This is a genomic window from Pseudoalteromonas sp. APM04, assembly GCF_022809815.1.
GTDB lineage: Bacteria > Pseudomonadota > Gammaproteobacteria > Enterobacterales > Alteromonadaceae > Pseudoalteromonas > Pseudoalteromonas marina.
Genome location: NZ_CP094441.1, coordinates 202,166 through 215,173, shown reverse-complemented (window position 1 = coordinate 215,173; position 13,008 = coordinate 202,166). Strand labels below are relative to the sequence as shown.

General features: G+C 40.8%; 11 protein-coding genes. 4 read left to right on the top strand and 7 right to left on the bottom strand.

Going from position 1 to position 13,008, the window contains the following annotated elements:
- Nucleotides 1-230: 230 nt before the first annotated feature.
- The 6 genes from MTP24_RS01045 to ompR all read right to left on the bottom strand — a co-directional run bounded on the left by MTP24_RS01045 (nucleotide 231) and on the right by ompR (nucleotide 7,781).
- Complete coding sequence (locus MTP24_RS01045) at nucleotides 231-1,625, bottom strand: RHS repeat-associated core domain-containing protein (protein WP_243532382.1); 1,395 nt, start codon at nucleotides 1,623-1,625, stop codon at nucleotides 231-233.
- Between the two features lie 20 nt (nucleotides 1,626-1,645).
- Nucleotides 1,646-2,620, bottom strand: coding sequence for a transposase (locus tag MTP24_RS01040; RefSeq protein WP_243532381.1), 975 nt, complete (start codon nucleotides 2,618-2,620; stop codon nucleotides 1,646-1,648).
- Between the two features lie 536 nt (nucleotides 2,621-3,156).
- Nucleotides 3,157-3,582 (bottom strand): hypothetical protein, encoded by a 426-nt coding sequence (locus MTP24_RS01035; protein ID WP_010557742.1) that lies wholly within the window; start codon nucleotides 3,580-3,582, stop codon nucleotides 3,157-3,159.
- A complete protein-coding gene (locus tag MTP24_RS01030; RefSeq protein ID WP_243532379.1) occupies nucleotides 3,579-5,453 on the bottom strand; it encodes an RHS repeat-associated core domain-containing protein in 1,875 nt (624 codons plus the stop codon). Before MTP24_RS01030 ends, MTP24_RS01035 begins: the two co-directional genes overlap by 4 nt.
- Before the next feature lie 286 nt (nucleotides 5,454-5,739).
- The gene (gene envZ / locus MTP24_RS01025; protein ID WP_243532377.1) at nucleotides 5,740-7,056 is read right to left on the bottom strand and encodes a two-component system sensor histidine kinase EnvZ; all 1,317 of its coding nucleotides are present in this window, start codon (nucleotides 7,054-7,056) and stop codon (nucleotides 5,740-5,742) included.
- A gap of 5 nt (nucleotides 7,057-7,061) precedes the next feature.
- Nucleotides 7,062-7,781 (bottom strand): two-component system response regulator OmpR, encoded by a 720-nt coding sequence (ompR, locus tag MTP24_RS01020; protein WP_006793806.1) that lies wholly within the window; start codon nucleotides 7,779-7,781, stop codon nucleotides 7,062-7,064.
- A gap of 194 nt (nucleotides 7,782-7,975) precedes the next feature.
- On the opposite strand from ompR, the gene greB reads away from it, so the two are divergent.
- The 4 genes from greB to MTP24_RS01000 all read left to right on the top strand — a co-directional run bounded on the left by greB (nucleotide 7,976) and on the right by MTP24_RS01000 (nucleotide 11,999).
- Nucleotides 7,976-8,458, top strand: a complete 483-nt coding sequence (gene greB / locus MTP24_RS01015) for a transcription elongation factor GreB (RefSeq protein WP_010557745.1) — start codon at nucleotides 7,976-7,978, stop codon at nucleotides 8,456-8,458.
- Between the two features lie 110 nt (nucleotides 8,459-8,568).
- Nucleotides 8,569-8,874: a hypothetical protein gene (locus tag MTP24_RS01010; RefSeq protein WP_010557746.1), complete on the top strand. Its 306-nt coding sequence runs from the start codon at nucleotides 8,569-8,571 to the stop codon at nucleotides 8,872-8,874.
- A gap of 52 nt (nucleotides 8,875-8,926) precedes the next feature.
- Complete coding sequence (locus MTP24_RS01005; protein WP_243532374.1) at nucleotides 8,927-9,508, top strand: CBS domain-containing protein; 582 nt, start codon at nucleotides 8,927-8,929, stop codon at nucleotides 9,506-9,508.
- A 166-nt stretch (nucleotides 9,509-9,674) separates the two neighbouring features.
- Nucleotides 9,675-11,999: a Tex family protein gene (locus tag MTP24_RS01000; RefSeq protein WP_243532372.1), complete on the top strand. Its 2,325-nt coding sequence runs from the start codon at nucleotides 9,675-9,677 to the stop codon at nucleotides 11,997-11,999.
- Between the two features lie 154 nt (nucleotides 12,000-12,153).
- Here MTP24_RS01000 and MTP24_RS00995 read toward each other — a convergent pair whose 3' ends face one another.
- Nucleotides 12,154-13,005: a putative metalloprotease CJM1_0395 family protein gene (locus MTP24_RS00995; RefSeq protein WP_243532370.1), complete on the bottom strand. Its 852-nt coding sequence runs from the start codon at nucleotides 13,003-13,005 to the stop codon at nucleotides 12,154-12,156.
- Nucleotides 13,006-13,008 lie beyond the last annotated feature (3 nt).

Genomic DNA, 13,008 nt, shown 5'->3' with positions numbered 1-13,008 from the left:
TCTTCGCTCATTCCCTCACGACGTAACATGATACAAAGCACCTTCGAACTCTAATATTAACGGCCTAGCCACCTTTTTACCTATCTATGCTAGTAAATGAACAACTAAAGATTAAGCACTAGTCGGCTAAAAAGCAAAAAACAAGACCTGACCCCATAATTAAGTAAGTAAGAAGTAAGTAAGTAAGCAATTAGCTGTAGACTATAAATTTAGACCTTTGATGTCTGAAGTCAAGATTTGACCCTAATCACTTTCTCATAATCTCTGATGGCGTAATCAATAATGTTTATATGATTAATTCCCCTACTATCGCCTGTGTAATTGTGATTTATAACATTAATGTGCTTTGAATTTATCACACTACCGGGGTACGGGTTGCTTGCTCCTGCGGGGGATATCCCCCAACTCCTGTCAGTAGGATTTTGTTGGTAAAAATTCAGTGCTTGTTTTACGCTGTTGTAGCGCAACTTGTGCGAACTACCAACAAATGAATAAGCATCAAATGTTACCAGCGAATCGATTGAAATATCTTTTTTGCCCAGTTTGTTAGCTATATTTACTGCGGCCCTACCTCCAAGACTGTACCCCATAAGTACAACTCTACCTTCAGGATTGTCCTTCCTGAAGTTAATAATGGCTTTTCTGGCGGCCTTTGAGTCGTCCCACTCAAAGGTTTGAACATCAACGCCATCATCATCTTTGTATTGCTCAGTAAGGTTTAGTAAATCTGGGCCAGCACCTGACTTGTGCCCACCACCTCCAGTAATTCCCACAATTAACGATTTTTGTGCATCATCATTTTGATTGGTACTATTAGCCCCTTTATTGTTACTAGCTGGTGCGCCAATATCGGCTGTTGCAGACATATTGCCTATTTGAACATTAACCGTGCCATTACCATTGCCTGTCATTGTGCCGACTTTCACATCGCGTTTTATACGGGACCCCGTGACAGATTGCCTCTGAGTAATATCAGCCTTTTCATCTTTACCTAGCTCTTCTGCAGCCTCTTGGCAGTTTTCAGGATCATCTGCATCACAACTTGTATAACCAGTCGGGTCTGTTCCACTCAATGGATTATTCATTATGTATGAATAAGGGTTAATACTTTGGCTATTCGTCGGACTTTGAATAACAGGGTCAACCGACATAAAACGCCCAAGGTTATAATCGTACACCCGCCCGTTCATATGGATTAGCTCTACACTATCTAAATGCTCATGGTCAGTAAAGCCTCGATTCGTTTTTGCATCCATCAAATCATTAAGTTTTGAATTGCCAAATAATTTTAAGCCACCACTGGCTAAACGTGGTTTGCCAAATGGGTCGTAGTTTCGCTCTGCTTCTACTTGCCCGTTGTGGTCGGTAAATACCCGCGCACTGCCTAGGTGATCGCGGTGGGTATAGCGGATAGTTGCGCCCTCATTAGTGGTTTGGCTTATTACGGCTATGTCGTCTATGTAAGTCCGCCAGGTGGTTTTTGTGCCAGTAACTTCTTCTTCATATAATTTATCACTGTAAAAAGTAGTCACGCTGTCATTTACTTGTTTAAAGCGCATATGCTGTGGGCCATAAGTAAAATTGAGGGTTTTACCGTCCTTTACTATTTGTGTGGGTTTATCCATCGCGTTATAAGGCCCGAGGGTCAAATCTTGACTTCAGACATCAAACAACCTCGTAGCTCTTCCAATTGTAATTTAACCTTCTTATTTTCAATCATTAATGCATTTAATCTACAGACAGTTTTGGATATCGCCGAATAGTGTTTAACATTAAAAATATCTGCTAATGCCTGCAAATTTAATTCCGTTAAATCTTGGCATAATTTAATAGCATACCAACGGGGTAAGTTTTTCTCTTTTCGCCCTTTTTTAGCCATTACTATGTCATCTACCTCAACACTAAAGTGTTTAGCTATGTAAGAAATTACATCATCTGCTGAATGCTTTTTACTAACAAGCTTTCTTTCACTGTTAGATTTTGCAATATAGTCCTTTATGTTTTCAATAAAGTTATCACAACCCAACACCGACAATAACTTTTTAGAGCTATAAAATGCGCTTATCTCTTCATTGTTTTCATATTCCACAAATTGCTTATAAGCTGCATATTGACGCTTTTTACCTTGCAGCGAAAATATAAAATCTCGTACAAGCCATTTAGGCGTCGCTCCCCTTTTAATAAACGATGAATAGCTAGACCATTTATACTTAGCCAGGTCATCTACCATCGGGGTACTCGTTTCAATTGGGTTACGATGAATATACCGACTAACATGCAATAAGTAGTTATCAGCATCCACCAACACCGCTTTGTATCGCCCTCTAAACAGCGCGCCATCTATGTTATGTGCTCTATTAAAGTATTGAGTATAAAGGCCATTAATATGCTTCATGGCTCGGCCTAAATTAGCATCGGGGGTTTTTATTAACAGGTGGTAATGATTAGTCATTAAACAATATGAATGCACCTCAATATTAAAACGAAGGCTTGCTTGCTCAATGCTATATAAAAAATACTTAAAGTCGTCATCACTCAAAAAGGTATTATCACGCCCTCTTCCACGATTCATCACATGATAAAACGCATTTTCATACTCTATTCGCAACGGCCTAGACATAGCAATCCATTCAATTAACTGAACTATAAATCTAGACCTTTGATGTCTGAAGTCAAGATTTGACCCTAATCACTTAAATTGGGCTAGTAGCTAATTCTTTTGAAGGGATGAATCGTTTCTATAACTTCATTTGCCATACAGAAATCGTTGAGCTTATAAACATTTTATTCCAACCAACTCCACCAACGAGCTTAAAGGCACTCAAACAACAAATTCTGTCTCGATTCATTTAATTTATTGCGAACAACCACCACATAAATACAATTCATTATGAGCAGCTTAAACCAGTACTGTGTTCATTCAAACTCAGTAAGCCGTGTCACTTAAAAACAGCAGAGCTAGCTATTTGAGCCAGCGCCACTAGCTAGTGGCACTGACACAGATTGCACGGCTTGCTGTTAGCAAGTGCGCAGTTCTACTGGGGTTGGTCGCGCACTTAATAACTTTTTTCGGCAATAAACAGGAAAAAGGCAAGACGCGACCCCACTTTCATTATTTTAATTCCAGCTTAAATCAGTAAGATACTTATGACTTGATTATTTTAATTTCTCGCTATTCATCAAACTTATTTTCTCTAACTGTTTTTCTATTACTATTTGTGTAATTTCATCATTATTATAATACTCTATTAACTCATCTATAATAGACGGTTTATTTTTATATATAACTTTTACAGCTAATTGAGGGATAGGCTCTGCATATGGAGTATCAGTTCTATCACATAAAGGAAAAAGTAACCGTATATTAAATTCATACTCCTCACGCTCTAAAGCTTGTAATAATAATATTTTTATATAATCAGAGCCTATTCCAGCTCTGTCATCTAAAATATACTCAATATAATTAGATCTCACCTTAGAAGGTAAAAAATCTACGAACGTGCTGTATGTCTTTTGGTTTACATGGACAAAAAAACCTACTATTACTATAAGTAATGTAATTATTGTTATTTTCTTAATCACTTAAATTCACTCCTTAACATACCAACCTGATGTTTAGCACCTTGTAACTCATTATGTTTATCTGGGTTAAATTGACCATGAGTCTTAATAAACTGTCCAGACAATTTATATCTCTGCCGCAAGTTCCCTATTAATTGCCTAGCTGCACCAAATTGCCTTTTAGAAATTGGGTTTTCTGTATAATCCCCTAAAAATGCTATCCCTATATTCCCTTGATTATTACCTTTCACATGTGCCCCGGAATACTCAAGCGATCGACCTTCATAGATAGTGCCATCTTTAGAAATCATAAAATGATAACCAACATCTGCATTATTATAGGCTTGTGATAATTTAACCATATCTCCTGCTTGTCGCATTATGGTTATAATCCCCTCGTTAGCCCTATGCATGTCTTCTACTTTTTTTGGCGTATCCGCTCCACCTGTGTGATGGAGAGTTACTTTGTCATAAGGTTTTACATTCTCATCCAAGTTTGTCTTATCTATTGGTAATGTGGAGTAACTAATTTTACTTTTAGTTTTATATTCATTTTCTTGTGCATATTGTTCTATATTATTGGAAATAGGATCGGATTTTGTATTATTTGCATTAGTTTGTTTCATGGAGCCAATGTCCATCGTGGCTACCTTCCCACCACTGAATGTCGCTGAAAACGATTGTGTAGCCCCATTAGAGTAAGTTGCAGTTCCACTGGCACCTGTTACAACTTCTCGTTTTATCCTTGATCCAGTAACAGCGACCTTTTCAGTCTGTTCCGTGTACTCAACCTTTTCTAACTCAGGTTCTTCTGGTGAATAACCTGTTGGATCAATACCGGACAGCGGGTTGTTCATGATGTAAGAGTATGGGTTTAATCCTTGCGAACCCTCATGAACAAACGGGTCAACCGACATAAAACGCCCAAGGTTATAATCGTACACCCGACCGTTCATATGGATTAGCTCTACACTATCTAAATGCTCATGGTCAGTAAAGCCTCGATTCGTTTTTGCATCCGCCAAATCATTAAGTTTTGAATTGCCAAATGATTTTAAGCCACCACTGGCTAAACGTGGTTTGCCAAATGGGTCGTAGTTTCGCTCTGCTTCTACTTGCCCGTTGTGGTCGGTAAATACCCGTGCACTGCCTAGGCGATCGCGGTGAGTATAGCGGATGGTTGCGCCCTCACTAGTGGTTTGGCTTATTACGGCTATGTCGTCTATATAAGCCCGCCAGGTGGTTTTTGTGCCAGTAACTTCTTCTTCATATAATTTATCACTGTAAAAAGTAGTCACGCTGCCATTTACTTGTTTAAAGCGCATATGCTGCGGGCCATAAGTAAAATTGAGAGTTTTACCACTTTTTATAATTTGCGTGGGTTTGTCCATAGCGTTGTAGGTTGAACTAGTAAGCCCATCACCTCGCGTCATATTACCACGAGCATCATAGCTAAATGTTTTCCAGCTTCCACTACGGTATACGCGTTTAACTGCATTAGGCCCGCCTGTTGCGCCGCTTTCATAATCATACTGCGTTGCATAGTCTGATTTGGATAACAAATTACCCACCGCATCATAGCTATAGTTGATGGTGCTGATACCATTAACGGCATTACTCTCTAAACGGTGTAGTGCATCGTAGCTGTAAGTTTCACTAAAGCTGTGCTGATTGCCAATATTACCCGTGGTGATATCCACGGCTTTTAAATTACCAAAACCATCGTACGCGGAGTAATCGATGTTCATAATGTTGCTATTATTTTTAGCTATTGTTTTTAGGATCATTTGCCCACTTTTATTACTGTAAGCAGTATTTTCAGTGAGTCCATTACCTAGCGTATTTTGAGAGCCATTACCAAATATGTCGAATTCAGTTATATTTTTATACACATAACCACTAGCCGCATTTTTTACCTGCGTTTGATAGCCTACGTCATTGTAACTGTATTCAAGTGTGAGGTTGTTGGGGTAACGCAGCCCTTTTACGCGGCCATAATTGCTGTCGTAGAAGGTGGTTGTGGTATAGCTTTTACCACTGCCTGCAACGGTTTGACCGCTTGGACGACCGCGACTGTCGTTGCGGCGGCACTGCCATTCGCTTTAAAGCACTTTAAGCTCAACGGTTATATCAGTGTTACAGATATTTAAGTGTTACAAATAGCACACTCTGCACAGGTTACTGTGCAGAGTTTACTATTTTTATAGGCAGATAAATTTGTGCACTTAAGCCGCCTTCAGGCCGGTTTTCTAGTTTTACTTTGCCGTCGTGCATATCAACAATGCGCTTAATAATAGCAAGGCCTAGGCCACTGCCCTCACTGCCTCGTGCAGCATCACCTTGCTTAAACGGTTCAAATACCGACTCTAATTCACTTTCAGGAATACCTGGGCCATTATCGTTTACCGCAATGACCACATACTTTTTATTGGAGTTATAATAACTAAGTACCTCTATATCGCCGTCAGAATAGCGAATAGCATTTTCAATCATGTTAGTTACAACACGCCTTATAGCCACGCTGCTGAGCGGAATGCTCTCTATACTAGGGTTACTTTTAAAGGTAATAGAACGCTGATGCTTTAACTCGCAATTAACGACTTCACCCACTAACGCGTTTACATCTTCACAACTGAGTTCTTCGCGTTTGTGGTGACGTAAATATTCAATAAATTGATCGATAATACCGTTCATATCTTCAATATCGTAAATAATCCCTTCGCGAAGATACTCGTCTTGGTCGCTCATCATCTCGGTTGCTAAACGAATACGTGTAAGTGGTGTGCGTAAATCGTGAGATACACCCGCCATAAGTAAACGGCGGTCGTTTTCAAGGGCAGCGATACCGCGCGACATTTGGTTAAACGCACGCGTTACTTCGATTACTTCGGTAGAGCCTTCTTCTTCTAGCTTGGTGCTAAAATCGCCTTTACCCACTTTTACAGCGGCTTGTTGCAGTGCTTTAAGCGGGCGGTTTAGGTGGCGTGCAAATAACCAACCACCTAGCACACTCAAAAAGCCAATACTTGATAAGTAAAACGTTAAAAATTCGAGGTTGTTTTCTTGATACCCTGAAAGCGGAATTTTAACCCAATAGCCAGGCGCTTGCGGGGCCTCTATCCAATAAACGAGTGGGCCAGTTTGCGTAATACGCACCCGCGCCGAGCCATTTAACTGCGCAGACATACTACGTGAAAGCATTGGGTATTCACGGGTTTGACTAAGCCCTTGGCGCATGGCTTCGCGCTGGGTCATCACATCAATACCGGTTATTTCAAAAAACTTTTCTGATAAGTCGTCGTTTATTTCTATACCGTCTTCCCAGTCAATAAAAACGGTTTTAACTTGCTTAGCAAGCATTAAGTTAACTTGCTCTATGGTGGGTTTTACAACATATAAGCTAACTGTTACGTAAGATACAACTTGGTTTATAAGTAATAACGCCGCAACCAAAAATACAGTTTGCCCAAACGCACTACGCGGAAAAAATCCCATAAAAACTACTTTTCACCGTCAGGAACAAACACGTACCCTAATCCCCACACAGTTTGAATATAACGCGGGTTAGCCGCATCTATTTCAATCATGCGGCGAAGGCGCGACACTTGCACATCAATACTGCGCTCTAGGGCACTGTAATCTCGGCCACGCGCTAAGTTCATGAGTTTATCGCGGCTAAGCGGCTCTCTTGGGTGTGACACAAGCGCTTTAAGTACGGCAAACTCGCCGCTGGTTAGCGATATTGTTTTATCGCCTTCGCTCATTTCACGTGTGGCTAAATTAAGCGTAAATTTACCAAAGGCAATTAGGTTTTCTTCTGCGGCGGGCGCACCTGGCACTTCTTTAGCGCGGCGGCGCAATATGGCTTTAATGCGCGCAAGTAACTCACGAGGATTAAATGGCTTTGGAATGTAATCATCTGCGCCAAGCTCTAAACCAATGATACGATCGACTTCGTCGCCCTTTGCGGTGAGCATAACAATAGGGATTTCGTTTTCTTTTTGGCGTAACCTACGGCAAATAGATAAGCCATCTTCACCGGGAAGCATTAAGTCGAGTACCATTAAGTGAAAGTTTTCGCGCTCTAAAAGCCTATCCATTTGCTCTGAGTTTGCAGCGGTTCTAACAATAAAACCTTGCTCTACTAAATAACGCTCCAATAAGCTGCGTAAGCGCATATCGTCGTCTACAACCAATACTTTTGTCGTTTCGTGTCCCATTACCTGTTTCTTATTTTTATATCCAATTAAGTATTAATATAAATGAAAAAACAAATAATCAAAAACTAATTACGGCCTTAGATTGTTACTGAACATTTCAAACAACAATAATGGCTGCTTTAAACACTTTAAGCTCGACAAATTTTTCTAAGTTTATTACCGTGCCCATCATTAGAGCTAATAATTAAAAGTCGATGAAAACAAATTTAATTACCCGTGAAGGCTACTTGCAACTGCAACAAGAACACGACCACCTGTGGAATGTAAAACGCCCTGAAATAACAAAAATAGTCAGCTGGGCAGCAAGCTTAGGCGATCGCTCTGAAAATGCCGACTATCAATATAATAAGCGACTGCTGCGCCAAATAGACCGACGTGTTCGCTATTTGCGAAAGCGTATTCCCGATTTAAATATTATTGATTACTCCCCCGTGCAAGACGGAAAAGTATTTTTTGGTGCGTGGGTCGAAATAGAAAATGAGCAAGGCGACATAAAAAAGTTCAGAATTGTGGGCCCAGACGAAATTTATGACCGAAAAGACTATATTTCTATCGACTCACCCATGGCCCGGGCGCTTATTAAAAAACAAGTCGATGACGATTTTGAAGTAATGACACCGCAGGGAAAAAAAGAGTGGTACATAAACTCAATTGAGTATCAAAAAACGGCTAAGTAGCATTTGATTCAGATCATATTAACTTTTGATTGTTTAAATTATCGCATTAGGCTATATATAAATAGCTCGCACATAATTTTAATGTGGGATTAGCAAAGGTTGTAATGGTTATGTCAAACGTAGTACAGCGCATATTTAGTAATGCCGTATTGTTTGCACTTTTTATGAGTGTGAGTTTGACTTTGCATGCCAGCAACCAAAACACCAACCTTGAACACCCAACCGTTTTAAATAATTTAATTGCCTTAGATATTCCCGATCAGGCAACCCCTGACTTTGACGAAGATTCATTTGTTGATGTCACTTCCCTTAAGGCAGCTCAACCACTCCCTAAAGGCGCTCACTCTTTCTACAAGAGTTCATCTTTTAGCAGACCGTTTAGCACTGCGTACCAACGTGGGCCCCCTGTTATTTAATTTAATTTATTACTTTCAATTTAATTAAATTTTTAACTAATAGGTGGATATTATGTCTAACTTTAAAGAATTACGTACCCAAAATATCTCTCATGGTGTTATTGCAAAATCATTTGCTGACAATCAACCGTTGATCGATTTGACCTCACCCGCTTTAAAAATGGTGAATAACTTTACACAAAAAAAACCTGTTCGAGCACAGCACGAAACAACAATCACTGACGCCCTTAAACAAACGAGCAGCCAGCAGTCTGACTTTGTATTGGTGATGGATGACGACCACAAGCTAATAGGTATTGTTTCAAGTGCTGATTTACAAAGTGCTAAAATTACTATTATTGCTCAACGTTTAAATACACCGCGAAATGAAGTGAGCCTTCGCCATGTAATGACCCCAATAAACCAGCTAATGGGTGTCAGCATGCAAAGCTTAAGTTATGCCTGTGTGGGCGATGCTTTACAAACAATGGAGCATCAAGGGGCGATGTTTTTATTAGTAACAACAGCCAATAACGAAATATGTGGATTAATTTCAGCTCGCCAAATTGCTAAAACATTGCATATTCCGCTGCACATTAGCCCAATTGCCACTTCGTTTAGCGACGTACTAGAAAGCGTAGACCACCCTCATTAGAGGTTGTTTTATCGCTTATCTATCTCAACTAAAGCAACCGTCTTAAAGCAAGTTAAATAGCTTGCTTTAAGAGCTTTTTATTACAACTTCATGTGATATTATTCAAGCAATTAGCCGACCCAGATATTTATTTCTGGTCTTATTTTTTGTTTAAAAAGGTTTTTGCATGAGCGATATCTCTGCACGTTTAGCTAGTGAGCTAAATGCACAACAACAACAAGTTGTTGCTGCAACAAAATTACTTGATGAAGGCGCAACTGTTCCCTTTATTGCCCGCTACAGAAAAGAAGTCACCGGCGGTTTAGATGACACTCAATTGCGCTTGCTAGAGCAGCGTTTATCTTACCTTCGAGAACTTGAAGAGCGTCGTAGCTTTATTTTGTCGACTATCGAATCTCAAAAGAAGCTCACCGCAGAGCTCAAAGCCGATATCACTAGCGCGCAAAGTAAAACAGAACTCGAAGATTTATATCTTCCCTATAAAGCAAAACGCCGCACCAAAGGCCAAATAGCTATAGAAGCAGGCATAGAGCCCCTAGCCGATGCGTTATTTACCGACGCGAGTTTAAATCCTGAGCAACACGCTGAGCAGTACATTAATGCTGATAAAGGCTTTGATGACACAAAAGCCGTGCTTGATGGTGCTAAATTTATTTTAATGGAGCGTTTTGCCGAAGATGCAAAATTACTCGCTAAATTAAGAAGTCACATAAGCCAAAACGGTGCAATACAAAGCACGGTAATTAAAGGTCAAGAACAAGCGGGCACTAAATATCGCGATTACTTCGATCATCAGGAGCTACTTACTAAAGTTCCTTCTCATCGTGCATTAGCTATGCTGCGAGCTCGCAACGAAGGCATACTTCAATTAAATGTAAACCCTGAACCAAGTTCTGAAAACCCTGCTCAACTTTGTGCAAATATGATTGCACAGCACTACCGCTTAAATATTACCGACCAAACAGCGAGTGCTTGGCTTTTAAGCGTGGTGCAATGGGCTTGGAAAATTAAGCTAGGTTTACACCTAGAAAACGAATTTTTTGCAGCCATGCGCGAAAAAGCAGAAGCAGGCGCTATTGATGTATTTGCTAAAAACTTAAAAGACTTACTAATGGCGGCACCTGCAGGTCCACGCACAACACTTGGTCTTGATCCCGGTTTACGCACCGGTTGCAAAATTGCTGTTGTAGACAGCACAGGTAAACTGCTAACTACGCAAACTATTTTCCCTCATGCCCCGCAAAATCATTGGGATAAGTCGCTGCGTACACTAGAGCAACTTTGCCGCCAACACAAAGTAGAACTTATTGCCATTGGTAACGGTACAGCGTCGCGCGAGTCAGACAAATTGGTTGCTGAGCTAATGAAAGCAAATACCGAGTTAAAACTTAATAAAATTATGGTGAGCGAAGCTGGCGCGTCGGTTTACTCAGCATCTGAATTTGCAGCTAACGAATTTCCTGACTTAGATGTGTCATTACGTGGCGCGGTATCGATTGCACGTCGCTTGCAGGATCCGCTTGCTGAGCTTGTTAAAATAGAGCCAAAATCAATTGGTGTAGGCCAATATCAACACGATGTGTCGCAAAGCCAACTCGGACAAACACTTACAGCTGTTGTTGAAGACTGTGTAAACTCGGTAGGTGTTGATTTAAATATGGCGTCGGTTCCTTTACTTACACGCGTATCAGGATTAAACAAAACCTTAGCGCAAAACATTGTAAATTACCGCGATTCCAATGGATCATTTGCAAAACGTAGTGAGCTAAAAAAAGTAGAACGCTTAGGGCCAAAAGCATTTGAACAAGCTGCTGGTTTCTTACGAATTAACAATGGCAGCGACCCACTTGATAACTCATCAGTTCACCCTGAAGCCTACCCTGTTGTTAAGCAAATTTGCGAAAAAAACAACGCAGAAGTAACCACATTAATTGGTAACAGCGAATTTTTAAACAAGCTCGTTGCTAACGACTACACCAACGAAAAATTTGGTTTACCTACGGTTACCGATATTATTACTGAGCTTGATAAGCCGGGTCGCGATCCACGTCCAGAGTTTAAAACGGCTGAGTTTAAAGCAGGTGTAGAGAAAATAAGTGACCTAAAACCAGGTATGATTTTAGAAGGTGTTGTATCGAACGTTGCTAACTTTGGTGCGTTTGTGGATGTAGGTGTTCACCAAGATGGGTTAGTGCATATTTCGGCGATTACTAATAAGTTTATATCTGATCCTCGCGAAGTAGTTAAAGCGGGCGAAATTGTAAAAGTTAAAGTAGTGGAAGTTGATGCTTCGCGTAAACGTATTAGCTTTACCATGCGTTTAAACGACGAAATAGACACCAGCAACAAGCCAGCCCCTGCTGCACAAAAACAACAGCCGCGCACTAACAATGCGCAACCCAAAGCTGCTAAACCTAAACGCGATAGCGGTAATGCGGTTATGGGTAACGCGTTTGCCGATGCATTTGCGAATGCCAAAGTAAAAAAATAGCAGGCCATATAGCTTGTTTAGCTTTAAGTAAAAATCGGAAAGCGCTCTACGCTTTAAAATAAAAAAACCGCGAAAGCGGTTTTTTTATTCAAATCAGTAAGCATTAAAAGTGATTTATTGAGGAGAGTTTAATATTCGGTGTTCATGCTATTCGCTAAGAGATCGCTGAAAAGCCACTTTGTGTGGATGGCGAAGTTGCCATTTGATAAAAATTAGCAATTCGTCCTGCGCGTGCTTCCACGTCTGCATCTCGTGTTTGCTCTTCACTTTCTGCCGTTTTAGTTTCTTGAGTTTCACTGCTTGTAAATGACGCTTTGCTATTGTTTTCAGCGCTGTCGTCTTCCTCATTTTGAGGCCCTGCAAGTTCAGCCTGAGCTGCTACCAGCTTTTGAGTAGCGTCTGCCGCTATTGATCGATCAGCACCCGAAGGCTCCGCTGGAGCTAGGGCTGCAGCTCTAACCGTTTGCATTTTTTCTATGGTTGCTTGGGGATCACCTGGAATTTCAGCAACGTCAATTTGCACCTCGCCGCCCACTGCATAGTTAGTGCCGTCAGGGCCACGTTGATATTCGTAACTTGGCGAACCCGCATATTTACCGCCTACAGAAGCATGAGCTTGTTCGTGAATACGCACTTCAGTATCGCGCGCTTTTAGCTCTTTTATTTGCTGCTGCTCTTGCTCTAAAACTTGCTGTTCTTGCTCAGACTCTTGTTGCTGCGCTTTTTGCTCTTCAGAGCTTTCAGGGTTCTCGGCGTTTTCATCGTCGCGCGCTTGAACCACTTTTTCGTCAGCTAACTTACCCGATGCACTATACGTTGCACCATCATTATTACCTGGTAATTTGGCTTTTTCAGCATCGCTTTGCGCTTTGGTTTCGGTATTACTTGCGCTATTTGCAGAAGGAGCAGGAATGACTTCCCGCAGTTGATTGTCACGACGAGCGGTTTCCGTATAAACATTGGCTGTGTTTATATTAATTGATGGAAATGGCGTGACAATATTCATTAA

Excerpts from the sequence above, each read along its gene's own strand:
- MTP24_RS01045 (WP_243532382.1), bottom strand. The coding sequence starts at position 1,625 with ATGGATAAACCCACACAAATAGTAAAGGACGGTAAAACCCTCAATTTT.
- greB (WP_010557745.1), top strand. The coding sequence starts at position 7,976 with ATGAAAACAAATTTAATTACCCGTGAAGGCTACTTGCAACTGCAACAA.
- MTP24_RS01040 (WP_243532381.1), bottom strand. The coding sequence starts at position 2,620 with ATGTCTAGGCCGTTGCGAATAGAGTATGAAAATGCGTTTTATCATGTG.
- ompR (WP_006793806.1), bottom strand. The coding sequence starts at position 7,781 with ATGGGACACGAAACGACAAAAGTATTGGTTGTAGACGACGATATGCGC.
- MTP24_RS01010 (WP_010557746.1), top strand. The coding sequence starts at position 8,569 with ATGTCAAACGTAGTACAGCGCATATTTAGTAATGCCGTATTGTTTGCA.
- MTP24_RS00995 (WP_243532370.1), bottom strand. The coding sequence starts at position 13,005 with ATGAATATTGTCACGCCATTTCCATCAATTAATATAAACACAGCCAAT.
- MTP24_RS01000 (WP_243532372.1), top strand. The coding sequence starts at position 9,675 with ATGAGCGATATCTCTGCACGTTTAGCTAGTGAGCTAAATGCACAACAA.
- MTP24_RS01005 (WP_243532374.1), top strand. The coding sequence starts at position 8,927 with ATGTCTAACTTTAAAGAATTACGTACCCAAAATATCTCTCATGGTGTT.
- envZ (WP_243532377.1), bottom strand. The coding sequence starts at position 7,056 with ATGGGATTTTTTCCGCGTAGTGCGTTTGGGCAAACTGTATTTTTGGTT.